Annotated in this window: 15 protein-coding genes; 4 read left to right on the plus strand and 11 right to left on the minus strand. The window is 73.1% G+C overall.

Translation table 11 applies throughout. The features are described 5' to 3' along the window. Position 1 precedes the first annotated feature (1 nt). Positions 2-5,686 carry a hypothetical protein gene (locus LUM46_RS01780; protein ID WP_274991869.1) on the minus strand — a complete coding sequence of 1,895 codons (5,685 nt, stop codon included), beginning with the start codon at positions 5,684-5,686 and terminating at the stop codon, positions 2-4. A gap of 148 nt (positions 5,687-5,834) precedes the next feature. On the opposite strand from LUM46_RS01780, the gene LUM46_RS01785 reads away from it, so the two are divergent. Both LUM46_RS01785 and LUM46_RS01790 read left to right on the plus strand, forming a co-directional pair. Next, positions 5,835-7,367, plus strand: coding sequence for an AlkA N-terminal domain-containing protein (locus tag LUM46_RS01785; RefSeq protein ID WP_274991870.1), 1,533 nt, complete (start codon positions 5,835-5,837; stop codon positions 7,365-7,367). 67 nt (positions 7,368-7,434) lie between these two features. After that, positions 7,435-7,995 (plus strand): methylated-DNA--[protein]-cysteine S-methyltransferase, encoded by a 561-nt coding sequence (locus LUM46_RS01790; protein ID WP_274991871.1) that lies wholly within the window; start codon positions 7,435-7,437, stop codon positions 7,993-7,995. A gap of 31 nt (positions 7,996-8,026) precedes the next feature. Here LUM46_RS01790 and LUM46_RS01795 read toward each other — a convergent pair whose 3' ends face one another. The 3 genes from LUM46_RS01795 to LUM46_RS01805 form a co-directional block, all read right to left on the minus strand. Continuing rightward, positions 8,027-8,953 carry a carbohydrate ABC transporter permease gene (locus tag LUM46_RS01795; protein WP_274991873.1) on the minus strand — a complete coding sequence of 309 codons (927 nt, stop codon included), beginning with the start codon at positions 8,951-8,953 and terminating at the stop codon, positions 8,027-8,029. After that, positions 8,950-9,936 (minus strand): carbohydrate ABC transporter permease, encoded by a 987-nt coding sequence (locus LUM46_RS01800; RefSeq protein ID WP_274991874.1) that lies wholly within the window; start codon positions 9,934-9,936, stop codon positions 8,950-8,952. Before LUM46_RS01800 ends, LUM46_RS01795 begins: the two co-directional genes overlap by 4 nt. Positions 9,937-10,067: 131 nt before the next feature. Then, positions 10,068-11,465, minus strand: coding sequence for an ABC transporter substrate-binding protein (locus LUM46_RS01805; RefSeq protein ID WP_274991875.1), 1,398 nt, complete (start codon positions 11,463-11,465; stop codon positions 10,068-10,070). 277 nt (positions 11,466-11,742) lie between these two features. Between LUM46_RS01805 and map the strand changes: the two genes are divergently transcribed. Then, a complete protein-coding gene (map, locus tag LUM46_RS01810) occupies positions 11,743-12,522 on the plus strand; it encodes a type I methionyl aminopeptidase (RefSeq protein WP_274991876.1) in 780 nt (259 codons plus the stop codon). A gap of 76 nt (positions 12,523-12,598) precedes the next feature. On the opposite strand, the gene LUM46_RS01815 is transcribed toward map, so the two are convergent. The 7 genes from LUM46_RS01815 to LUM46_RS01845 form a co-directional block, all read right to left on the minus strand. Then, positions 12,599-13,450 carry an HAD family hydrolase gene (locus LUM46_RS01815; protein ID WP_274991877.1) on the minus strand — a complete coding sequence of 284 codons (852 nt, stop codon included), beginning with the start codon at positions 13,448-13,450 and terminating at the stop codon, positions 12,599-12,601. A gap of 103 nt (positions 13,451-13,553) precedes the next feature. Beyond that, the gene (locus LUM46_RS01820) at positions 13,554-14,360 is read right to left on the minus strand and encodes an HAD family hydrolase (RefSeq protein ID WP_274991878.1); all 807 of its coding nucleotides are present in this window, start codon (positions 14,358-14,360) and stop codon (positions 13,554-13,556) included. Between the two features lie 148 nt (positions 14,361-14,508). Beyond that, entirely contained in the window at positions 14,509-15,780 is a 1,272-nt protein-coding gene (gene serS / locus LUM46_RS01825; protein WP_274991880.1) for a serine--tRNA ligase, read from the minus strand. 9 nt (positions 15,781-15,789) lie between these two features. After that, positions 15,790-20,052 (minus strand): hypothetical protein, encoded by a 4,263-nt coding sequence (locus LUM46_RS01830; RefSeq protein WP_274991881.1) that lies wholly within the window; start codon positions 20,050-20,052, stop codon positions 15,790-15,792. Positions 20,053-20,078: 26 nt separating this feature from the next. Then, complete coding sequence (locus LUM46_RS01835) at positions 20,079-21,197, minus strand: diacylglycerol/lipid kinase family protein (RefSeq protein ID WP_274991882.1); 1,119 nt, start codon at positions 21,195-21,197, stop codon at positions 20,079-20,081. A 38-nt stretch (positions 21,198-21,235) separates the two neighbouring features. Further along, a complete protein-coding gene (locus LUM46_RS01840) occupies positions 21,236-22,033 on the minus strand; it encodes a glycosyltransferase family 2 protein (RefSeq protein WP_374726954.1) in 798 nt (265 codons plus the stop codon). Between the two features lie 195 nt (positions 22,034-22,228). Further along, positions 22,229-23,053: a DUF5926 family protein gene (locus tag LUM46_RS01845; protein ID WP_274991884.1), complete on the minus strand. Its 825-nt coding sequence runs from the start codon at positions 23,051-23,053 to the stop codon at positions 22,229-22,231. A gap of 141 nt (positions 23,054-23,194) precedes the next feature. On the opposite strand from LUM46_RS01845, the gene LUM46_RS01850 reads away from it, so the two are divergent. After that, entirely contained in the window at positions 23,195-24,508 is a 1,314-nt protein-coding gene (locus tag LUM46_RS01850; protein ID WP_274991885.1) for a CoA transferase, read from the plus strand. Positions 24,509-24,524: the final 16 nt, after the last annotated feature.

The raw sequence follows: 24,524 nt of genomic DNA on the forward strand, positions 1-24,524 counted from the left end.
GTCAGCGCAGGTCGCGCAGATATGCCGCGGTACCTCCCGAGGCCGCCGTCCTGCGCTCGTCGAGCGTCGCGATGATGAGCAGCACGACGGCGGCCGGGACGAGGGTGAGGATCCACGGCAGCGGTGAGACGCCGACGCCCAGCTTGGCGAACACGACGACCACCTCGACGGCCAGCGTCCAGACGCCGATCCAGAACGGTGCCGACAGGCGCAGCCGTGACCCGACGAGGACCGCCGCGAGTGCGGCGAGCACCACCCACGACGCACGGATCGTCAACGGGTCGGTGGCGGTGGACAGCACCGAGGGGCCGACGAGGGCCGCGATGCCCCAACCGATGGTGCGCCAGGAACCGCCGTGGCCGAGGGGCCACGTCATGAGCGTGCCCGACGTCTCCTTCGGTGCGCCGGCTGCCACCCAGCGGCGCAGCGCCACCGCACCCGACCAGATCAGGCCGGCGCCGAGCATCACCGAGAACGCCTCGACGCGCAGCTCGCGCGGCGACCAGGCAGCGATCGCGACGGCCGTGGCGCACAGCCAGACCAACCACGGTGGTGCTCCGACTCCCGCGCGTCCCGCCCGCCGCGTGACCAGCACGAGCACGGCGAGCAGCGCCAGCTCCAGGGCCAGCAGCAGCACTATCGAGCCCCACACCGGGCGGGTGTTGGCCACCGCGCCCAGCGTCACGAGCACCAGGCCCGGTGCCATGCCCCAGCGGTCGAGCCACGCTGCCGTCCTGCCGCGCGCCGGCCGGCGGACCAGAGCGGCCGCCGCGACCAGGAGCAGCCCGGCCACGAGCGCCCAGCCCAGTCCAGCGGCGAACACCCAGCCGGCGTCGACCGGTACCCCGAACGGGGCGCCGTCGTACCAGGTCAGCCGGGACAGGCCAGGCTGCTCACCGTCGGACCCCAACCAGCTCACCGGCTCGCGTGCGACATGGAGCGACTCGACCACGCCGCTGAGTGCGGCCAGAGCACCCACCGCGACCAGTCCACGCCGCACGGGACGTGTCCACGAGTCGCGCAGGAACGCGACCCGCCGGCGAACCGCCGGCAGGTCCAGGGCGTACGCCACCGCCAGTGCGATCGCGGCGCCGCCCACCAGGGCGAACGCCCGCCAGTCGGCGGGCTCGGCGCGGGTCAGGTGCACCAGGAGGCTCGGCACGACGGCGAGCCCGGCGCCGACGGCGGCGAGCCGCCACGCATGCGTCGCGGCGGTGACCGGACCGGGGGCGCTCGTGGTCGCCGCGTCCGCGGCGCCGGGCTCGGAGCGGCCCACGCGCCAGGCCACGAGCACGCCGACCGCCACGGCGCCCAGTGCCGGCGGGAGGGTGTAGGCCTCGACCAGCCGCACGTCGCCACCACCCAGTGCCGTCCAGAGCGCGGCGAGTCCGAGCGCACCGGCCAGCGGCCAGACGTGGCGACGCCCGGGTTCGCGCGCGACGAGCACGGTGCCGGCCATGAGCAGCAGCAGCACGGCGACCGCGACGTCCGACCCGGCCGCCGGTCGCGCGTAGGCGAGGACGACAGTGATGGCGCCCGTGAGCAGCGCGGACCGCTCCAGGCTCCGGCGTATCGCCGCGGCGAGCCCGGGACCGCCGTCCGGCACCCGGGTCGAGATCCGGTCCGCGACGCGAGCCGCTCCGCCCGCGACCGCCGACACGAACGCCGCGATGGCCGGCAGGACGTACGGGGACCCCGAGACCTCCAGGATCATCGCTCCCGCGCTGGTGACCATGACGGACGCCGTGGGAAGCAGCAGGAAGGCGGCTCCGGCACGGACGACGCGGGCCAGGCCCACCCGGGCGGTGAGCAGGAGCACGAGCTCGAGCGCCAGCATGGCCGCGGCGGCACCCGCCGACCACCAGGTGCGTTCGAGCACCACGGTGACCACGCCCGCCGCGAACGGCCCGGCGGTGACACCGAGCACCACGTACCACTCGTTCCGCGAGGTGCGTGCCCCGAGGGTGACCGCGATGGTCACCAGCGAGGCGACGGCCGAGACCGTGCAGATCGCCGCGACGGTGGACAGATCGAGCCAGCTGAGGACCACCCCGAGCACGGCCAGGGGGTAGGCGTACCCGGCCCCGACCAGCCACGGGTGCGCCGTCGGCCGCAGCACGCCGCGCAGCGACAGCAGCAGCGCGCAGACGGCGAGGGCGCCGCCCGCCGCCGTGGGCCGCGACACCCACGAGAAGGCGAGCAGCATCCCGGTCGCGGTGAACGCCCCGGCCAGGGCCGTGGCGCGCGCGAGACGCAGGTCGGCGCCCGTGGTGCCGGTCCCGCCGATCACGCGCAGCCGCCCCGACGCGCGGACCAGTGCCCTGACCGCGCCCTGCACGGTCGCGACGGCCGGGCGCAGCACGCGCCAGGCCGCAGACCGGTCGGCCGTCGCCGCAACGAGGGTGGACGCGAGCAGCGCCACGGCGGTGAGGGACACCGCCGCGAGGAGGCGCGGGTCGAGGGCCAGCCCGACGGCGGCCACCAGCGCGGCCACGGGGGCGACGACGGCCTCGGCCCGCCGCCGGCGCGGGGCGAGCCGTGCCGCCAGCAGCGTGACGACGACGAGGGCCACGGTCCCCAGGTGCGCCCACGGGAGGTCCGGGCTGAAAAGGGTCCCTGCGCCCCGGACCACCTCGCCGGCCCCCGCCGTGGGAACCAGCGCACCGGTGGGCACCGTCCACGCGGCATCCCGCGCCGACCAGGCGGCCGCCCAGGCGTCCGCCACCCGCGCCAGGACCAGCATGATCGCCGGGACCGCGGAGGCCGCCACGACGATCCAGCCGCTCAGCAGCAGGTCGTCCCGGGTGGTCGGGGCCAGGGCCCCGCGGACGGAGCCGACGCCCGCCGCGCGCAGCAGGCGCGGAGCGGTCAGGAGCGCGAGCACCGCCCACACGCATGCCGCGCCGAAGGGGACCCAGCCCGCTCCGGCCCCTTGACCGACCCAACCCAGCAGCCCGCCTGCCGCGACGGCGAGCACACCGCCGAAGACCGTCCAGTGCCGGTGGTGGGTGGCGCGCCGCAGGAGCGCGACGGTCACCGCCGTGAGTGCGAGGAGCAGGGCGGTGCCGCCGAGGCCCGGCAGCGCCTCAGGCTGGCGGACGACGAACGACAGGAGCACGGCAAGCGGTACCGCCACGAGCGCGCCGACGTCGAGCACCGCGATCTCGGCCCGCAGCCGGGACCTGATCCGTGGTCCGGAGACGAGGCGGGCGGCACGCCCGAGCAGGGTGGCGAGCGCCGCGGCCAGGAGGGCCACCGCGGGCAGCCACGAGCCGTCGGGCGGGTCGCCGGCGCCGAGGAGCAGCAGCGGGACGGCCGGGACCGCGAGGACCGCTGCGGACATCCATGCCCGAACCCGCAGGACGTGGCCGAGCACCGCCCCGGTGACGACCACGGCGGACCACAGCGCGGCGGTGGTCCCCAGCGGGGTCAGGGGTGCGACCGGCACCGTGAGGACAGCCAGGGCCGAGACCCCCAGGGCGGCGGGCAGCCCGGCCGCGCGCACCACCCGCAGCACCCGCGCCTCGACGGTGAACAGCGACCCGGGCGGGGCGTCGAGACGCCGGAGGAGTGCCGGGAGCAGTCGTATCGCCGCCCACGCCACGACCGCGACCAGCACCATCGCCAGCACCCACCGCCACGCCGACCACGCGGAGGCGGGCAGGCCCAGCAGCACCAGCACCGGCACCGCCGGTGCGGCGAGCACCGCGGCCGACAGCCAGGACCGCACACGGAGCCGGTAGCCGAGTGTCACGGCGAGGACCACCACCGCGGACCACAGCACCGTCGCCGCGCCCAGCCGCGTCAGGGGCGGAACGGCCTCCGCGGTGAAGGATGCCGCCAGCGCGAGCGGGAAGGCTGCCGCGCGCACCATCCGCAACGTGGTCGCCTCGATGCCGAACTCCGTGCCGTGCCGCTCCGCGAGCTTCGGCAGCGACCGCCCCGCCGCCCAGCTGACGAGCCCCACCAGCATCAGGGCGAGCACCCACCACCACGCCGACCAGACAGCAGCAGGCAGAGCCAGTGCGACCACCACGGGCACCACCGGCGCGGCGACAAGAGCGGTCGTCGTCCAGGAGCGGACGCGCAGCCGGTACCCGAGCAGCGCGGAGAGGACGACCACCCCGGACCACAGGACCGCTGTCGCACCGGGCCCCGTCAGCGGTGGCACCGCCTCGGCCCCGCGCGAGGTGATCAGGGCGAGCGGTAGTCCTGCGGCGCGGAGCAAGCGCAGGACACTCTCCTCGAGGTCGAACGTGACGTCGGCACCGAGCCGCCGCACGAGCACCGGGAGCTGCCGCATCGCCGCCCAGGCGACCACCGCGACGAGGACGAACGCGAGCACCCACCACCGCGCGGACCCGGCGGCCCCCGGGAGGGCGAGCCCGACCAGGACCGGCACCACCGGCGCCGACACCAGCCCCACCGAAGCCCACGAGCGCACCCGCAGCCAGGATCCGAACACCACGGAGAACGCCACCACGCCGGACCACAGGATCGCCGCCGCGCCCGGCACGGCAGAGGGCCACACGGCCTCGGCGCCGAGCGCAGCCAGCAGGGCGAACGGCGGCCCCGCGGCTCGCACCACCCGCAGCACCCGCGTCTCGGCGACGAACCGGGTGCCGGAGCGCTCGCCGACCAGCTGCGCCACCCGCATCGCCGCCCATGCCACGACGCCGACCAGCAGCAGCGCGGGCACCCACCACCACATCGACCACGTCGAGGCAGGCAGGCCGATGGCCACCAGCGCCGGCACCACGGGTGCCGACACCAGCCCCGCCGACACCCACGAGCGCACCCGCAGCCATGCTCCGAGCGCGACGAACCCGGGTGCCAGGACGGCGAGCACCGCTGCCCGAGCCAGCGCCGGGTCGAGCCCGCCGAGCAGGCCGGCCTGCATGCCGAGCTCGACGTCCACCCACGCCAGCACCACCGCGAGCGCCGCGACGGCCTCGCTCGTCGTGCGCAGCCCGGCTCGGCGCAGCAGGGCCCCGACCGTCACCGCCGTGGCCGTGACGATCCCCGTGACGACCGCACGCAGCAGCAGGTTGTCGCCGAACGTGAAGAAGACGAACACCACCGCCGACACGGCGAGCAGCGCCGCTCCGGCGCCCGCGAGGATCGGCTGCAGCGAGATGCCCGGCCCGGACGGGCGCGACGACGGTGCGGCGTCCTGGTCGGCCGCGCCAGCCGGGCCGGCGGGCTGCGGCGGGCCGGCCACGGTCGGTCGTGCCGATTCCGCTCGACGCACCGCTGGTGCGGGCGAGGTGGGTACGGGTAGCGGCACGGCGGGCGCCGGCGGACGGTGCGCGGGCGGCACGAGCACTGGTGCCGGTACCGAAGGCGCGGACGGCGACGGTGCGGACGGCGACGCGAGCGCCGGCGCGGTCACGGCACCGTCCCCGCGGGCCGGACGGCCCAGGCCGTCGGCCGTTCGCGCGTCCGGGTCGACCTCACCGCCGGTCGCGACGACCTGCGCCCGCCGCATCGCGTCGAGCGCCGCCTCTCGGTCCCGGAGCGTGTCCGCCGCGGCGACGGACAACCGCCATACCTCTTGCGCGTGTCGTCCGGAGACATCGAGCCCGCAGGCATCGCAGACGACGGACGTGAGGTGTTCCCCGCAGGCAGGACACCTCGTGGTGTCGGTGAGGCGGGCGACGACGTCGCCGGCCCAGGTCGGAGGCATGCCCGCCATCCTGGCGGAGTCGACAGCGAGCGCGCTATCTATCCACAGGGTGAGTCCGAGGGGCGGGCGAGCGCCCGCGCCCGGGCATCCACCGCCGTGTCCGAAACCCGCTAGCCGTCGGCTCCTGACAGGGCGCAGGATGGTGGACATGACCGACGTCGAGCTCCGCGGCCCCGCGTTCACCGAGCGCTACCGCGCCATCGCCGCGCGCGACTCCCGCTTCGACGGGCAGTTCTACACGGCGGTCAGGACCACCGGTATCTACTGCCGGCCGTCCTGCCCTGCCCGCACGCCGAAGGCGGAGAACGTCGCGTTCTACCTGACGTCGGCCGCCGCGCACGAGGCAGGCTTCCGAGCGTGCAAGCGTTGCCTGCCCGAGGCGGCCCCCGGCACGCCCGCGTGGGACCTGCGACGGGACCTCACGGGCCGCGCCATGCGCCTCGTGGCCGACGGCGTGGTGGACCGCGAGGGCGTCTCCGGGCTGGCGACGCGACTGGGGTACTCCGAACGGCAGCTGCACCGCCTCCTGGTCACGGATCTCGGCGCGGGGCCGCTGGCGCTGGCCCGGGCGCAGCGCGCACAGACGGCCCGTGCGCTCCTGGTCGGCACCTCCCTCCGGCTGGCCGACGTCGCCTTCGCCGCCGGGTTCGGCTCCATCCGGCAGTTCAACGACACGGTGGCCGAGGTGTTCGGCGCGACGCCGTCGGAGCTGCGGGCGCGGGCCCGGCGGTCCGGGCGCACGGTCAAGGACCCGGCCCGCGAGACCGGCGCCACGGCCGGCGAGCCCGTGCGGATCTCGCTCGCCCTGCCCGTCCGGGAGCCGTTCGACGCGCGGGGCGTGCTGGAGTTCCTCGCCGTCCGTTCGGTCGAGGGCGTGGAGTCGGCGGACCTGAGCGTCCTCCGGTACGCCCGGACCGTCGCCCTGCCCCACGGCCCCGGCGCGTTCGAGGTGCGTGTGCCGCGTCCGGGCAGCGGCCGGGTCGACCTGGACCTCGAGCTCACCGACCTGGCGGACGCGCCGGTCGCCGTCGCGCGGGTCCGGCGTCTGCTGGACCTCGACGCCGACCCCGTCGCCGTCGACTCGGCGCTTGCCGCCGAGCCGGTGCTCGCACCGTCCGTCGCCGCGGTCCCGGGCATCCGTGTACCGGGCACGCTGGACCCGGCGGAGCTGCTGGTCCGCGCGATCGTGGGTCAGCAGATCAGCGTCGCCGCGGCACGCACCCACCTGTCCCGCCTCGCGACGGGCGTCGGCACCCCGTACGCCTCCGCGTTCGAGGGCCTCGCACGTCTGTTCCCCAGCTCCGCCCAGGTGGCCGACGGCGCACCGGCGCACCTCCGCCTGCCCGCCCGGACCCTGGCGACGGTGGTCGCTGCCGGCCGTGACCTCGCGGACGGGACCCTCATCCTCAGCGTCGGTGACGAACCCGACGACCTACGCCGGCGCCTGGTGTCCCGACCCGGCATCGGCCCCTGGACCGCCGGCTACGTGGCGCTCCGGGTGCTCGGCGACCCGGACGTCCTCATGGACGGCGACGTCGCCCTGCTCGCCGGTGCGCGCAACCTCGGCCTGGTCTCTCCGGAAGACCCGCGGCCCCACCAGTTCAAGGAGCTCGCCCGACGCGGCGCGGTCTGGGCGCCCTGGCGCTCGTACGCCGCCATGCACCTCTGGCGCTCCGCCTGACACGTCAGGCCGGTGGGTCACCCGAGTGACCCGTGCGTCCGACAACCTGTCCCACGAGAGGAACACCATGCACGCGACCACGCTGACCACCCCGGACGGCCCCTTCAGCATCCTCGTCGACGAGGTGCCCGACGCATCGGGCACCGCCGTCGCTCCGGCGCAGCAGGCGGTGCTGGCCGCCGGCTGGACCGCCGACCTCGACGCGCTGCTCGCCCTCGTCCATCCGACCCTCCGGCCGGGTACGGCTCCGGGCCGGCTCGCCGCGACGTCGCCGTCGGGCGGTGTGCTCGCCGAGGCAGCGGACGCCGTCCGCGCCTTCTACGACGGCGACCACGGGGCGCCCGGGCGGGTGCCGGTACGGCAGGTGAGCGGTCCCTTCCGGACCCACGCCTGGGACGTGCTGCGCGAGGTGAAGGCCGGCGAGCGCATCACGTACAGCGAGTACGCGGTGCGGTCCGGCCGGCCCGCGGCGGTGCGTGCGGCTGCCGGGGCGTGCGCGATGAACGCGGCGGCGCTGTTCGTGCCGTGCCACCGCATCCTGCGCACCGACGGCACGCTGGGCGGGTTCCGCTACGGGCTGCCGATCAAGCAGAGCCTGCTGGCCCGCGAAACGACCCCGCCGAGGTAGTCGCCAGCTGACTACCTCGGCGGGGTGAGGGTCAGCCCTTGACGGAGCCCGCCAACAGGCCACGCACGAAGTAGCGCTGCAGGCTCAGGAACACGATCAGCGGCACAATGATCGAGATGAACGCCCCGGCGGACAGCACGTGCCAGTCGCCACCTCGGGAACCAGCCAGCTCGGCGATCCGCACCGTCAGTGGGAAGGTCTGGGGACCGCCCATGACCAGCGCCACCAGCAGGTCGTTCCACACCCAGAGGAACTGGAAGATCGCGAACGCGGCGATGGCCGGTGTGAGCAGCGGCAGGATGACCCGGAAGAAGATCTTCACGTGCCCCGCTCCGTCCACCCGGGCCGCCTCGACGAGCGAGGAGGGGATGTCCCGCATGAAGTTGTGCAGCAGGAAGATGGCCAACGGCAGGGCGAACATCGAGTGCGACAGCCAGATAGGCCAGAACGTGCCGTTGATCCCGGTGCCCACGTACGCCCGCAGCAGCGGGATGAGGGTGATCTGGATGGGCACGATCTGCAGCGCGAACACCGCCACGAACAGGATGTCGCGCCCCTTGAAGTCGATCCACGCGAACGCGTAGGCCGCGAGCAGCGCGACGGTGATCGGGATGAACACCGCGGGCAACGTGATCACGAACGAGTTCACGAAGAAGTCGATCAGGCTGGTCGAGCTGTCGAACAGCGCGATCTCGTAGTTGCGGAACGAGAACACGCCCTCTCCCGCGAACGCGTCTGCGAAGACCGTCCACCAGCCGCTGCGCCGGATGTCGATCTCGGGCCGGAACGACGTGATCAGCAGCCCGAAGGTCGGCACCGTCCACACGAGCGCGATCACGACGGCGATCATGCTCGCCCACGGTGAGGTGAGCTTCTTCTTCGCCGTGCGCGCTCGCTGCTGGAGGTTCGACGGCGGCGGAACCGCCTTGGGCGCCACGGCCGGCTGGGTGGTACTCATCGGACCTCCTCGGCCAGTCGCATCTGGCGCACGTTGTAGATGATGACCGGGATCACGATGACGAACAGCAGCACCGCGAGCGCGGCACCCAGGCCCGCGTTGTTCTGCCGGAAGCTCTGCTCGTAGAACTCGTTCGCCACGACCGAGGTGCCGTAGCGGCCGGCGGTCATGGTGCGGACGATGTCGAAGACCTTGAGGGTCGTCATCGCGATGGTCGTCAGCACCACGACGAGCGCCGGTCGGATGCTCGGGATCGTGATGCGCCAGAACATGCCGAGGCCGGACAAGCCGTCCAGGCGGGCAGCCTCCACGATGTCCGTCGGGATGGCCCGGATCGACGCCGAGAGCAAGGTCATGGCGAAACCGGTCTGGATCCAGATGAGCACGACCATGAGCAGGAAGGTGTTGAGCGGCCGCTCCAGCAGGAACTGCACCGGCGAGCCGCCCAGCCAGACGATGATCTGGTTCAGTAGGCCGGTCTGCTCGACGCTCTCGGGCTTGAACTCGTAGACGAACCGCCAGATGATGCTGGCGCCGACCATGGAGATGGCCATCGGCAGGAACACGAGGGCCTTCGCGAACTTCTCGAACCGGCTGTGGTCCACCACCACGGCGTAGACCAGGCCGATGAACGTGGCGAGGGCCGGCGCCACCAGCACCCACAGGGCCGTGTTCCCCAGTACGAGCAGGAACGCGGGCTCGGAGAACGCCCTGGCGTAGTTGTCCAGCCCGATGAACTCGGAACCGTTGCGGTTCTGGAACGAGTTCACGATGGTCCCGCCGGCCGGGTAGAACAAGCCGGCTGCAAGGAGCACGAGCGCGGGCCCCACGAATCCCCCCGCCACGAACCACTTCGACGGGTTCCGTCGCCGGTCCACCACCACGAGGATCAGGGCCATCACCGCGACGAACAGCGCGATCGCGATGATCATCAGCAAGAACTTGTGCACCGGGTCGTCCCCGGCACTCAGAAGCCAGTCCATGGATCCTCCAGATCCTGGTTGTCGGGTCCGGTCGTCGTCGCCCGGGCCGAATTCTGGGTCCTCAGGCCCGCAGAGGCGCGGGACAGGATGTCCCGCGCCTCCGCGCGTCACTCAGGACCGATTGCTGCTGATCAGTTCTTCGGCCAGGAATTCTCGATGTCGTCGGTGACCTCCTGGCTGCTGGCGTCCGACGCGAACCACTCGGTGATACCGGCCCAGAAGGAGCCGGTGCCGACCTCGGACGGCATCAGGTCGGACGCGTCGAAGCGGGCGACCGTGGCGGGGTCCGCCAGGATCTCGGCCGACAGCCGGTCGAAGTCCGTCGCCAGCAGCTCCGCGTCCAGCCCGGAGTTGGCGCTCACCCAGCCACCGGCCGGCGTCGCCGCCGCCTTGGCGTTGGCCCAGTCGGGGCTCGACAGGTAGGTCTGGAAGGCCTGCACCTCGGGGCGGTCCGTGAAGGCACCGATGAACTCACCGGCCACCAGGGTCGGCCGCTCGTCGGTCGTCTCGGCCGGCAGGTAGAAGGCGTAGACGTCGCCGTCCGGCGCCACGTTGGTGCCCTCGGGCCACTGCGTCTGGTAGAAGTTCGCCGCGCGGTGCATCCAGCAGTTGCCGTCGAGGATCGGGTACCCGGCGTCCGTCCACGGGGTGGTCGCGATCGAGTCGACGTCGCCCAGACCACCGTTCACGTGGTCCGGGTTCTTGAGGATCTCGCCCGCGGCGTCCCATGCCTCGACGATCTGCGGGTCGTTGAACGGGATCTCGTGGGTGTACCACTGGTCATAGACCTCGGGCCCGGCGGTGCGAAGCACCACGTCCTCGATCCAGTCGGTGCCCGGCCAGCCGGTGGCGTCACCGGACTCGACACCCGCGCACCAGGGGCGCGTCGCGCCCTCGTTGTCCGCGGCGATCTCCTCGGTGAGCGTCATCATGTCGTCCCAGGTCTCCGGGACCTCGTAGCCGGCCTCCTCGAACATCGTGGGGGAGTACCAGACGTACGACTTCACGTTCGAGCCCAGCGGGGCGGCGTAGAACGTGCCGTCGACGGTGCCGTACTCCTTCCAGTCCTCGGACCAGTACTCGTCGACATTGGCCTCGACCTGCTCGGGGGCAGGAAGGACGGCGTCGTACTGCGTCACCAGGGTGTTCAGCAGACCCGGCTGCGGCAGGATCGCGATGTCCGGCGGGTTGCCGGCCTGGACGCGCACCGGAAGCTGAGCCTCCATCTCACGTGAGGCCTCGTACTCGACGGTGACGCCTGTGCAGTCCTCGAACGGCTTGTAGGAGTCCTGCTGCGTCTCCGCCTCGGGCTCGACGATCGTGGTGTAGACGGAGACCGTCGTTCCGTCGAGGTCGCCGAACTCCTCGAAGACGCTGCAGTCGAGCTCGGGCGCGGCCGCGTTGCCGCCGTCGCCCCCGTCGCCTGCACCGTCATCGGTGTCGGCACAGGCCGACAGGACCAAGGCCAGGCTCGCGCCGGTCGCCGCCAGGGCGACCGCTCGACGTCTGGAAGCTGTCCGGATAGTCATCTCGTACTCCTCCACTGCTTCGTGGGCTCAGAACCCTCTGACGTGCGGGTACGGCCCGGCGGACCGCCAGGTTGCCCTTCCTCAACGCAACCGTGGTTCACCGTCCAATGCAAGCCCATACAGCAGCACCTTGCATTACGAAACCGTTGCAATCGCCCGAGTTGCCGACGTCGGGTGAAACCCGGGAGCATGCCCGCCGAGCACGTCGGCTCGCGGGTCGCCGGCGCGACGTAGGCTTGTGCCGCCAGTTCCCTGGTGCCCCTACGGAAGGACGGACATGATCGAGCTGAGGACGCCGCGCGAGATCGAGGAGATGCGCCCGGCAGGACGCTTCGTCGCCGACGTGCTGCTCGCGGTCCGCGCTGCCGCCGAGGTGGGGGTGAACCTGCTCGAGCTCGACGAGGTCGCGCACAAGATGATCCGCGACCGCGGCGCGGAGTCGTGCTACATCGACTACCACCCGTCCTTCGGCGCCATGCCCTTCGGCAAGACCCTCTGCACCTCGGTGAACGACGGCGTGCTGCACGGCCTGCCGCACGACTACACGCTGCAGGACGGCGACCTGCTGTCGATCGACTTCGCCGCGTCCGTGAACGGCTGGGTCTCCGACTCGGCGATGTCGTTCGTGGTCGGCACACCCGACCCGAGCCGCGCCGAGGCGGACGCGAAGCTGATCCGCACGACCGAGGTCGCGCTCGACGCCGGCATCGCCGCCGCGCAGCCGGGCAAGAAGGTCGGCGACATCTCCGCGGCGATCGCGGAGGTCGCGCACGCCGCCGGCTACTCGATCAACACCGACTTCGGCGGCCACGGTGTGGGGCGCACCATGCACGGCGACCCGCACGTGCCGAACAACGGGCGGGCCGGCCGCGGCTTCCCGCTCAAGCCGGGCCTCGTCATCGCCGTCGAGCCGTGGTTCCTCGAGACCACCGACGAGATCTACACCGACGCCGACGGGTGGACGCTCCGCTCCGCGGACGGGTCCCGGGGCGCGCACTCGGAGCACACGATCGCGATCACGGAGGACGGCCCGCTGGTCCTGACGGCGCGCGACTGACCCGTGCCGGGGTAGAACCCTGGCGTGACAGAACCCCAGCGGGCGCCAGTACCCGCTGGGGTTCTACCTCGGCACTTCAGATCAGGGTCTTGAGCGCCTGGATCACGCCGTGCTGGGAGATGTCGCCGACCGTCTCGTGGGCGATCGCCTTCACCGCCTCCGGGGCGTGCCCCATCGCGACCGCCCGAGCGGCCCAGCTCAGCATCTCGATGTCGTTCAGGCCGTCACCGACGGCGAACGTGTTGAGCTGCGGGACGCCGAGCGTGGCACGGATGGTCTCCAGCGACGTCGCCTTGCTCAGGTGCCGCGGTGTCACGTCGATCCAGTCCGGACCGGCCTGTGTGGCGGTGACGCCGTGCCGGCGGAGCGGCTCGAGCAGGTCCAGCACGTCCGGGCCGCGCAGGATGGCGCGCGACGCGGGCAGCACGCCCAGCCCGCCGACCGGCACCACCCGCTGCGCGCCGTTGACCTCGTGGGGAGCGAACGTCCGGTTCACGCGGTAGCCGACGCCGATCTCCTCGACGCCGATCTGCACGTCGGGGAACCGGCTCAGCGCCATCTGGGCGACCGGGCCGACGTCGAACGTCAGCACGTCCTCGAGCATGTAGCCGTTGGCGCAGGTGTCGCACAGCCGCGCCGTCACCGCTCCGTTGGAGGCGACCACCCAGCCGTCGGTGATCCCCAGCTCCTTGGCCACGGGCAGGATTCCCGTCAACGACCGACCCGACGCCAGGACCACGTGATGCTTCCGGCTGCGCACGAGCTGCACGGCCAGAACCGTCGGCTCGGGCACTCGCTGCCCGGTCACCAACAGGGTCCCGTCGATGTCGAGAGCGACCAGGTGAGGCGCATCGTTGCGCACACGCATGGACACCGGTTGGTCGTCCAGGATCATCACGTACCCCCATGGCACCGTGAGCGCCGTCACCCTTCGACGGATCGCGCCCAAATGTACAGGCATTCGGCTAGTGATCCATACCTTTGCACGGATATCTTTCACCCACGGCGTCAGCCGTTGGCTATTTTTACCCTCAAAGCAGAGATCTGAGCACTTCTACAACGCCATCGTCCTCGATAGAGCCGGTCACTTCATCCGCAGCAGCCTGAACAGTGTCCGACGCATGGCCCATGGCCACACCTCGGCGGGCCCAGCGGAGCATGTCGATGTCGTTGCTGCCGTCGCCCACGGCGACGGTGTTCTCGGCGGCCACGCCGAGCTCCTTGCGTACCTCCTCCAGCGCGGACGCCTTGGTCACGCCCTGGGGGGCGATGTCCATCCACGCGGACCAGCCGACGGCATAGGTCACGTCGTCGAACCCGAGGCGCGCGGCGATCTCGTGGAACTCCTCGCTGGTCTCGCCAGGACTGCGCACCACCACGCGGGTGACGTGCCCCGCCCAGAGGTCCTCGAAGTCGACCACGCGATGCTCACCGTTCAGCTCCCCGTCCGGGAAGAGCTCGGTCATCCGGAAGCCGACACCGACGTCCTCGACCGCGTAGCGCGCGTGCGGGAGCTCCTCCTTGAGCATGCGGAGCACCGGCTGCGGGTCGAACATCTCGACACGCTCCAGGGTGTATCCCATGTCGGCGGACGCGTCGAGGCGCGCGGTGACCGCGCCGTTCGACGCGACGATCCAGGAGTCCTCGATCTTGAGCTCCGCCGCGATGGGCGTCATGGCGATCAGCGACCGCCCCGAGGCCAGCACGACGTGGTGCCCGGCCGCTCGGACGGCGGCTACGGCGTCCCGCGCGGCATCGGAGAGCACTTCGTCATAGGTGACGAGCGTGCCGTCGATGTCGAGGGCTACGAGGAGCTTTCGGTCGATGTCGCTGGGCACGATCGCAGCCTACCGACACGAACATGAACGCCAACCGACCAGGGCCCCGAGATCGGCGAAATGTCAGATGATCGCCATGGTTGTGAGCGTGACCGTTGCGCCTACGCGTCCGCGACAGGCGCAACGGTCGTGCTCACGGCCCAAGGGGCTACTTGGTGGGTTCCAGGAGCTCCAGGCCGCCCAGGTACGGGCGCAGGGCCTCCGGGACGTACACCGAGCCGTCGGCCTGCTGGTGGTTCTCCAGGAGGGCGACGATCCAGCGCGTCGTACCGAGCGTGCCGTTCAGCGTGGCGACGGTCCGGGTGGAGCCGTCCTCGGTCCGCTCGCGGATGCCCAGGCGGCGGGCCTGGAACGTCGTGCAGTTCGACGTCGAGGTGAGCTCCAGCCAGCGCTCCTGCGTGGGCAGCCACGCCTCGCAGTCGAACTTGCGGGCCGCCGACGAGCCGAGGTCGCCCGCTGCCGTGTCGATGACGCGGTAGGGCAGCTCGACCTTGGCCATCATGGCCTCCTCCCAGCCCAGCAGGCGCTGGTGCTCCGCCTCCGCGTCCTCCGGGGCGCAGTAGCTGAACATCTCCACCTTGTGGAACTGGTGCACGCGGATGATCCCGCGCGTGTCGCGGCCCGCCGAGCCGGCCTCGCGCCGGTAGCAGGCGCTCCAGCCGGCGTAGCGCATCGGCCCGTCCGACAGGTCGACGATCTCGTCGCTGTGATACCCGGCGAGGGCCACCTCGGAGGTGCCGACCAGGTACAGGTCGTCCTTCTCCAGGCGGTAGACCTCGTCGGCGTGCGCACCGAGGAAGCCGGTGCCCTGCATGGTCTCGGGCTTGACGAGGGTCGGCGTGATCATGGGCGTGAAGCCCTCCTGCACGGCCAGGTCCATCGCCATGTTCAGCAGCGCGAGCTCCAGGCGCGCACCGATCCCGGTGAGGAAGTAGAACCGCGCACCGGACACCTTGGCGCCCCGCTTGGTGTCGATGGCGCGCAGTCCCTCGCCCAGCTCCAGGTGGTCCTTCGGCTCGAAGCCCTCGGCCGCGAAGTCACGACGCTCGCCCACCTGCCGGAGCTCGACGAAGTCCTCCTCGCCGCCTGCCGGCGCGCCCTCGATCACGTTGGCGATGGAGTACAGCACGCGGTCGAGCTCCTGCTCGGCCTCGGTCGCCGTGGCCTGGTGGCTCTTGACGTCCTGGGCGAGCTGCTTGGTGCGTGCCAACAGCGCCTGCTTCTCGTCGCCCTGCGCCGTGGCCACCTGCTTGCCCAGGGACTTCTGCTCCGCGCGCAGGCTCTCGAACTCGGACAGGGACGAGCGGCGGCGCGCGTCGGCGTCGAGCGCCACGTCCACGAGGTCGGGGTCGTCGCCGCGAGCCACCTGGCTCGCTCGGACGACGTCGGGGTTGTCGCGCAGAAGTCGGAGATCGATCACGACCCGAGCCTATCGGGGCTGTCCCGTCGATTTCGTCCGCAGCGCGACCAGCGTGAGCAGCGGCACCGCAGGGATGAGCGCGATCATCGCGATCCGCAGGCCGAAGTCGTTGACCAGAGAGCCCAGCACGGCCATCGCCCACATCGCCACGAGCGCAGGCCGGAAGAACTCCCAGCGCTCCTGTGCGCGCACGAACCAGCCGGGGGTCAGTCGCTGCCGCCACGCCGCCGGGCCGTACAGCACCAGCCCGACCAGCACGAGCACGAGCACCGTGACCCAGACGGTAGGCCCACCGGTGATCGAGTTCAGCGCGTACAGAGCCTTGCGCAGCACGGTCGACACGGCCTCGCCGTCGATCACCTGGCCCACGAACCGGCCGAGGTGCGAGCGGGCCTCGGGTGGCCGCAACCAGTCCAGGACCCCGACGAGCGCGACCACACCGACGCCGGCGGCCCCTACCCAGAGGAACCGCCAGAGGGTGAGCCGTAGCCCGGAAGCGGCCATGCCGACCACCACGAACGCCGGGACCAGCACCAGCCCGCCGCCGAGATCCGCGCCGAGGGTCGGCCAGACGACGATCGCCATCGCGATCACCCCCACCGCGGTCACCGCGAGCGCGGCCAGCACCCGGCGTCCCCGGGTCACGAGCAGCTGGGCGAGCGCCGCCGCCAGGACGATCGCCGCCACCGCGTACACGGAGAACGTGGGGTTGCCGAAGCCGTAGAACCTGGCGCCGTAGGTCGGGGCCGAGCCGAGCGGCGCCGCCCGGTTCAGGGGCGTGCCGAACAGCGCGTCCACCGTGAGCGCGACGAACGTGATGCCGGCGACCACGGCCGGGGCGGCCCACAGCGGTCGTCGCGGGGCGAGCAGGCTGAGCCCGGCCACGGCCGCCGTCACGAGCGCCGTGGCGCCCACGATCGCGAGCCCCGGCAGGTCGAACCGCCACCAGCCCGTCAGCGAGGCCAGGAACCCGCCGGCCGGGAGCGCGGCGAGCGCGGTGGCGGCGACCTCGGCGGCGCGCCGCCACGTGCCGGGGACGTCACCGAGCCCGCGTGCCCGGCGCCGGCGCGGCACCCACCAGCACATCGCGGCCAGTGCGAGACCCAACCAGAACGGCACGTCCACGAGCCAGATGTAGGCGTCGCGGCGCACGTGGTCACGGGCCGTCATGTCGGCGAGCTCGTCCGCGGTGAGCCAGGCGGAGGCGGGCCGCTCACCGCCACGCAGCAGCGGCGTCGGGTCGACGTCGGCGGGCAGGTCCACGCCGACGGCGTCGAGCACCGCGGCCGGAACGTCCATCAGCCGCACCACGCCTTCCGTGCGGGTGGCGGTGCTGGCCAGGTAGCGGGGAAGTCCCTCGTTCGCCGCGGACGGCCGCGTCATCGCCAGCCCGAGCTCGAGCGCGTGCTCCGGCACGGTCGCGACATCGATCACCAGCACCGTCGTGTCCGCCGGCGCGGCATCGAGCACGCGCCAGACCGCGAGGTCCACGTCGGAGACCAGGTCGGCGCGGAGGGCCGCCACCTGCTCCCTGCCGTCCGGCTCCTTCTCCAGCTCCGCACGCTGTGTGACGTCGAGGAGCGCCGACCCGGCGTCCACGAAGGTGACCGGGCACTCCCACGCGCCCGACCCCTCGGCCACCGCCGTGTCGAAGTCGAAGTACCGGCCCACGCTGCCGTCCCGGTCGGCGAGCGCCACCGCAGCGCCCGGCCCGACCGCCGTCGTGCACTCGTCCGCCAGGGCCTCGCCGAGCGTGCCCGGGTGGGCGGCGTAGCCCGATCCGCGCTGCAGCTCCAGGAAGCGGTCCCACTGGTCGACGACGGCGGGGCTGTCGCCCCGCGCCGGCGTCACGGAGACGTCGTCGCAGATCCAGTGGTTGTCGGCGTCGCGCTCGTCGGCGATCTCGGCGAGCCGGCCCGCCGACAGGCTGAGCCAGCCGCTGTCCGGGCAGCGCGCCGCACGCCCGTTGGGCAGGGTGAGGCCCGCGGCGTCCGCACCTCCGGCCAGGAGGCCGTACAGGGTGGGTGCGGGCGCCTTGCCGGTGTCCAGGGACGGCTGGACGTCGGTCCAGCGCAGCCCCTGGGTGCCGACGACGATGACGCTGCCGCCCGGCGGCACGACCGGTGCCGCGGTGCTGAGCGAGCCGGACTCCTCGCCCGCCGAGTCGGCCCCGGGCACCGGCAAGACCGCCGCAGCGAACAGCAGGCTGAGCAGCAGGGCGCCGGACAGGCCGAGCACGGCGGACGGTACGCGGCGCACCGGCTCGGTCTGTCTGCCGGAGGGCAGCCAGCCGCGCGCGTCGAGGAACCGGGTGAGCAGGTCGGACCGGACCGCGAGCAGCGCGACCAGCCCGAACGGCACCAGCAGGAGCAGCCCGCGCAGGCGGTCACCCAGGAAGGGCGCCGCGTCGACCCCGACCGTCACGAGCGCCACGGCGGCCACGACGCCGGCCGCGCGCCACACGGGCCGGGACTGCCGCTCGGTACCGGGGGCTCGCGTGCCGCCGCCCGGCGCCGCGCCGGTTCCGGGCCGCGTACGGCTCCGCACCACGTAGGCCGCGAGGCCACCGGCGAGCACGAGCCCGGCCACGGCGTAGACCAGGAACGCGACGTCGGAGAACCCGTAGAACCGGTCGGCGGTAGCGAGCGAGGAACCCAGCAGCGAACCTTGCAGCAGCGTGAAGCCGGTGCTGCCGTCGATGGTGAACACGAGCCAGGTGACCCCCGCCGCCGCGACGGCGTTGCGCCACGGGGCCGGGGGGAGCAGGCGGGACACGGCGCGCACCGTGAGCGCGACCAGGACCGTCGCAGCGGTGAGCGACAGGGCCAGACCGAACTCGGGCGCGGGCCACACCCACCAGCGGGTCAGGGTCGCGAGGGCGGCGGCAGCCGGGGCCGACACCGCGAGGAGCAGGGCGCTCAGCGCGAGCCGTTGGCGGTAGGGACCGGGCTCACGGCGTGGCCGCCCCGTGCGGCGGGGCAGGACGAGCACCAGCACGGCGATCAGCAGGAACAGCGCGATCGCGCCCGCGAACGCCGGCACCTGTGCCGGGATCGTGTCGGCGAGCACGTTGACGTACTGCCGGTTCTCGACGGTGCGGGCGACGGTGGTCCGGCGCGGCTCCCCCACCACGATGGGCATGCCGTCGATCTCCGGCTCCTCGACGGCGGGACCCTCGTCGGGCTCCTCCGCCTCGGGGCCGGGGAGGGCGCCGCCGGCCTCGGCAGCGGTCGCCGTCAGGTCGGTGAGCTGGACGAACCCGGTGCTGCGCGAGGCGTCGGACGTCAGCCAGCGCACGCGCGGCACGTCGACCACCCAGTCGACGACCACCTGCAGCCCCTGCTGCGTCAGCGGGGTGTCCGCGATGCCTGCCACGAGCACGCGCGTGCCGGTCGGCAGTCCGGTGCGCAGGGTGCTGAGAGTGCTGTCCAGGGCGTCGAGCGCGTCGGCCCGCTCGGGACCCTCCGGAAGGCTCCCGGCGTCGATGACGGTCACCGGGCACTCGGCGAGGACGCCTCTCCAGGCCGGGTCGCCGGGTGCCTCGTCCGACCCCGGCGCGTCGGTCGCCAGCAGCGCGTCCAGCGAGGGGACGTACCGGCCCACCGTCCCGTCCTCACGGGCGAGCATCACGGCGGCGCCCGGACCGACCGCCGTCGAGCAGGTGTCGGCCTCGGCGAGCATCTCGCCGAGGAGCCCGGGTGCCGGGGTCCCGGAGGCCTCGGCGGCCTCCTCCTCGTCCGGGTCCTCCTCCTGCTCGGGAAGCTGCGCCCAGCGGTCCACCGTCGCAGGGCCCGGCTCGGCGCCCCCGCCGGCCGCCCGGGGGACCGGTGTGCACGACGTCGCCCCGCGCGCCTCGGGCGTCCGGCCGTCCTCTCGCTCGCGGGCAGGCTCCTCCGCACGTTCGGCACTGCCGGCCGAGACCGTCCGGCTGCCGGCGGACAGCGTGAGCCACGCGTCGAGCGGGCACGTCGCGGGATCCGCCGTACGGACGTTGATCGAGGCGACCGAACCGCCGCCGATCATGTGCCACAGGTTCGGGGTGGTGCTGCGGGACACGTCGGTCCACCGCAGGCCCGCCACGCCGACCACGACCACCGGCGCGGCGGCGTGCGGCGTCGAGGTGGAGCCGGAGGCGGTGGGTCCGGCCCCTCCTGCCGCGCCGGTCCGGGACGCCGCCGACGCGGTCGTCGGGCCCAGCAGGCTCAGCAGGACCGCCACGAGCATGGCCAGGACTGCGGGCACGGCCAGAGCTCGTGTGGGACGGGGATTCACCCGCCCAGGGTAAATGGCCCGAGCCGTCACGGTGCGCGGACCAGCAGAGCGCCCGCCTCGACGTGGACGTCTATCTCGACCGCCCGCCCGAGCGGGTCGCCGTCGACCTGGGCCTCCTCGCCCGCCGGCACTCGGATCCGCGCGCGCCGTGCCTTGGTGTGGTCGATGCGGCCCAGCTTCTCCGGCAGGTCGTTGCGCACCCCCACGCCCTGCATGGCGATCTCGAGCGTCAGCTGGGCCCAGCCGAACACCCCGCCGCGGACGTCGACGGCGGCCACGTCGAGCACGCCGTCGTCGAGCACGGCGTCGGGCAGGAGGGTGACGCCGCCCGGGAGCATGCCGCAGTTGCCGACCATGATCGAGCGGGCGCGGGCCTCCACGGGCGGGCTGTCGTCGAGCTGGAGGGTGGCGCGCATCCGCCGGGCCTGCATGTGCGACAGGCCCGCCACGAAGTAGGCGACCCAGCCCACCCGCTTCTTCAGGCCGGCATCGGCGGTGGCGACCATGGCGGCGTCGAAACCCAGGCCCGCGATCACCAGGAAGATGTGCTCGCGTGCGGTGTCGGGCTCGTGATCGGGCTGGTTGGGGTGGTCCCCGTTGCGGGGCGAGTCCGCGAACTCGGTCACCCGCAGCCAGCCGACGTCGATGGCGCGGGTGCGGCCGTGCACGATCACGTCGAGAGCGTGGTCCACGCTCGCCAGCGGCAGCTCGAGGTTCCGGGCCAGGAGGTTGCCGGTGCCGACGGGCAGCACGCCCATCGGCCTGTCCGAGCCGACCATGGTCTCGGCGACCGCGCGCACCGTCCCGTCACCGCCCGCCGCGACGACGATGTCGGCGCCGTCGTCGAGCGCCTGCTGGGCCTGGCCCTTGCCCGGGTCGTCCACGGTGGTCTCGTACCAGAGCGGTTCCGGGAGGCCGTGGGCGCTGCAGTGGGCGCGGACCTGGATCCGCAGGCCGCTCGCGCCGTGCTTGGACGGGTTGACGACCACGGCGAGCTGCGGCGCGGCCTGCACGCTCTGGGGCGTCGCCCGATGCGGGTCGCGTCGCCGCATCCGCGCCTGCTGCGTCCAGACCCCGATGGCGACGGCAAGTGCCAGCACGGCGACGACGATCGCGGCAATCCCTAACCAGACTTGCCACCCCATGGGATCAGGGTACGGGGCTGGTGCGGTGGCACCGCCCATCAGCTGCGGACGTTCGAGCCCGCGTGCCGCACCGCGTCCACGGCGCCACGCATCTTGCGCGCGTTCACCGCCAGCAGCACGTCGCGGTACTGCGCCGCCCGGTGGATCTGCCCCTTGAGATCGTTCGTCGACGCGCGGTGCTTGAGATCGCACGGCACCTCGACGGCGACGTAGCCCTTGCGCAGCAGGTCGATGGTCATGCCCGTCTCGACGCCCCACCCGCGGGCGAGCGGGGTCGCTGCCTCGAAGGCCTCCCGGGTGAGGCAGCGCATGCCGGAGAGCGGCTGCGACGGGCTCCAGCCCGTCATCGCCTCGATCGCCCGACGGGCCGCACCCACCACGATGCCGCGGCCACCCGCGCCGGCCTGCTTGGGCAGCAGGGCGATCGCGAGGTCGGCCACACCCTCGCGGACGGGGCGCACGAGCGGCGCCGTGTTCACGGCGGTGTCGCCGAGGTCACCGTCGATGAACATGAGCAGGCGCGGAGGACGACCGTCGGCGTCGCGCATCGCCACGACCGCAGCGCCCGTCTCCATCGCGGCGGCCTTGCCACGATTGTGCGAGTGGCGCACGACGACGGCCCCGGCGGCACGCGCAACATGCTGCGTTTCGTCCTCGGAGCCGTCGTCGACCACGAGCACGAGGTCGACGTGAGGGATCGCACGCGCAGAGCGCACGGTAGCGGCAATGCGCTCGGCCTCGTCCTTGGCGGGGATGACTGCCGCCACCCGCTGGACGTTCTTGCCTGTCTGAGCATTGCCGGGACGCGTGGTCTTCGCGACCGGGAGAGCGTTCACACCTGTCCTGCCTGAAGCGTCGATTTGCCTTGGTGGGTGACCGGATAGCCCTTTGCTTGGTGAGTGCAAAGGTTTACCCCTGGAATCCTACTCCCTTGGTCCGCTAGTTGCCGAAACCTGGACCGCTCGTGGCGATCTTCGGTGACTGCCGACGCGTTCCGGGTCGCTCGCGCCCGACCAGCCAGGGGGTCCGGACTAACGCAGGGTGACCTGCCGAGAGACGATACCTGCTCTTGCGCGTCGCTCGTTCGCATCAAGCGGCTCCTTGATGGAAAGTGCTTTCGTGAGCCTCTCGCCGAGCTCCGTCGCCGGGCCTTCCAGATCGGCCGCCTCGGTGCCCTTCGGCAGCTCCCAGACGGGCACGACCAGCCCTGACGCACGAAACGCTCCCACGAACTTCCCACCTGCTAGCCCTGACTCGCGCTTTGCGTGCAGCCGAGAGAGTGCGTCGATCAGGTCGTCCTCCGGCTCGGGACGCGCCCAGCGGAGGAACTCGCGAGTCATGCGGCACCAGTACGCCGACTCGACCGAGGACACCTTGACCGTGGGGATGGCGCCGTCGGCGGCGTCCTCCAGGTTCTCCTTGAGCTCCGGCGTGATCTCGGCGCTCGGGTCGAGCCAGAAGTCGAACGTGTCGTGCACGGTGACCTCGAACGGGACGCTCGTGTCGAGCACGTCCTGCAGGCGCGGGCCCGTACCGGGCAGCTCGCCCGACTCGACGGCCGTGCCCGGCTCGAGCTCCAGCGCCTCGAGGAGGGCCGCGGCGAGGTCACGGCTCACGTCGCCCGTGCTGAGGACTCCCTGCACCGCGAGCAGGATCGTGCCGTCGGCGCGGTGCAGAGCCGTCCACGCCCCCGGCAGCAGCGTCACGATCGTCACGTCGCGGGATCCGTACTCGGCGGTCGTGCGAGCCGTCGCGGTCGCCGACGGGACGATCTCGCGCATCGCGACCCAGTCGGTCTCTCCGGGGAGACCTTCGAAGGGCCGGAGCACGAAGTCGGGGGAGGAGTTCTTGGCCATGCGGCGAGTGTATCCGCGCGCATGGTCACAGATCTGTCCGGCCGGTGATGTTTTCGGGAGCGGTCGGTCGCGGTCCCTGAAGCACGTCGTGACCGGGGCGCGACGCAGACCTCGCCGACGGGCCGGGCCGATGATGGAGCGGTGGAACCCTGGCTCGCCGCACACCTGCCCGTCCTCGACCTCGCCCTCGACGCCGTCCGGGCGGTCCAGCGCGCGTCCGCGCGAGCCTGCCGCCCGGCGGACGGGATCGATCCGGCCCGGCCCGATCCCCCCGACCCCGAACCAGCCCGGCTCGCCGCGGCCTTCGCCTCCGACCGGGTCTTCGCGCTCGGCGGGCGGGCCGTGGACGGGTTCGCGCCCCTCTCGGGCTTCTTCCGCACCGCCGACGGCTGGGTCCGCACCCATGCGAACTACCCGCACCACCGGGAGCGGCTGACCGCCCTGGTCGATCTGCCCGACGACGTCGCGCGCCCCGTCCTCGCCCAACGGCTCACCGAGCTGCCGGGACAGGAGCTCGAGGACCTCGCGGCAGACATCGGCGCGATCGTGGCGCGCGTGCGGACCGAGCAGGAGTGGCGGGCGTCGGAGCCTGGACGCGCGGCAGCGTCGGGCCCTCTGGTGCGGACCGGGCCGCGGCCCGCGCCCGCGGCGGATGCCCCGAGGACCGGGTCCCCGGCGCGACGGCCCCTCGCCATCGACGCCGCGCACGGCGGGACGGCGCCCCTGGCCGGCATCCGGGTGCTCGACCTGACCCGGGTGATCGCGGGCCCCGTCGCCACCCGGACGCTCGCGCTGCTCGGCGCCGACGTGCTGCGCGTCGACCCGCCGGACCCCGCGGAGATCGAGTGGCAGCACCTCGACACGGGGCAGGGCAAGCGCAGCACGGTCCTGGACCTCCGGGACGCCCGTGACCGCCGCACCGCCCAGGACCTGCTCGACGCGGCCGACGTGCTGGTCACCGGCTATCGGCCGGGCGCGATCGACCCGCTCGGGCTCGAGGTGCCGCACGACGTGGTGACGGGCCGGGTCTCCGCATGGGGCGCCAGCGGGCCGTGGGCCGACCGACGCGGGTTCGACTCGATCGTGCAGGCGGCGAGCGGCATCGCCCTGCTGGAGGGCCAGGACGGGACGCCAGGAGCGCTGCCCGCCCAGGCCCTCGACCACGCGTCCGGCTATCTGCTGGCGGCAGGCATCGTCGACGCGCTCACCCGCCGCGGCGACGGGCCGGGCCACGACGTCTCGGTGTCGCTGGCGCGCACGGCCACCTGGCTGCTGGACCTGCCGGGGCGCGACCCGCAGCACCCGGCCGCGGCGCCGGCGCCAGGGAACGAGACGGTGACGCACGACCGGGTCACCACCGCACGCCCGGCGCTGCCGGGGCACGACGACTACCCGCACCCGGCGCACCCCTGGGGACGGGACGCACCGTCCTGGCTCGCCGGCCGGCCGGGCTAGTCAGCCGGGTGGCGGG

It is taken from the genome of Promicromonospora iranensis, from assembly GCF_028994805.1.
Classification (GTDB): domain Bacteria; phylum Actinomycetota; class Actinomycetes; order Actinomycetales; family Cellulomonadaceae; genus Promicromonospora; species Promicromonospora iranensis.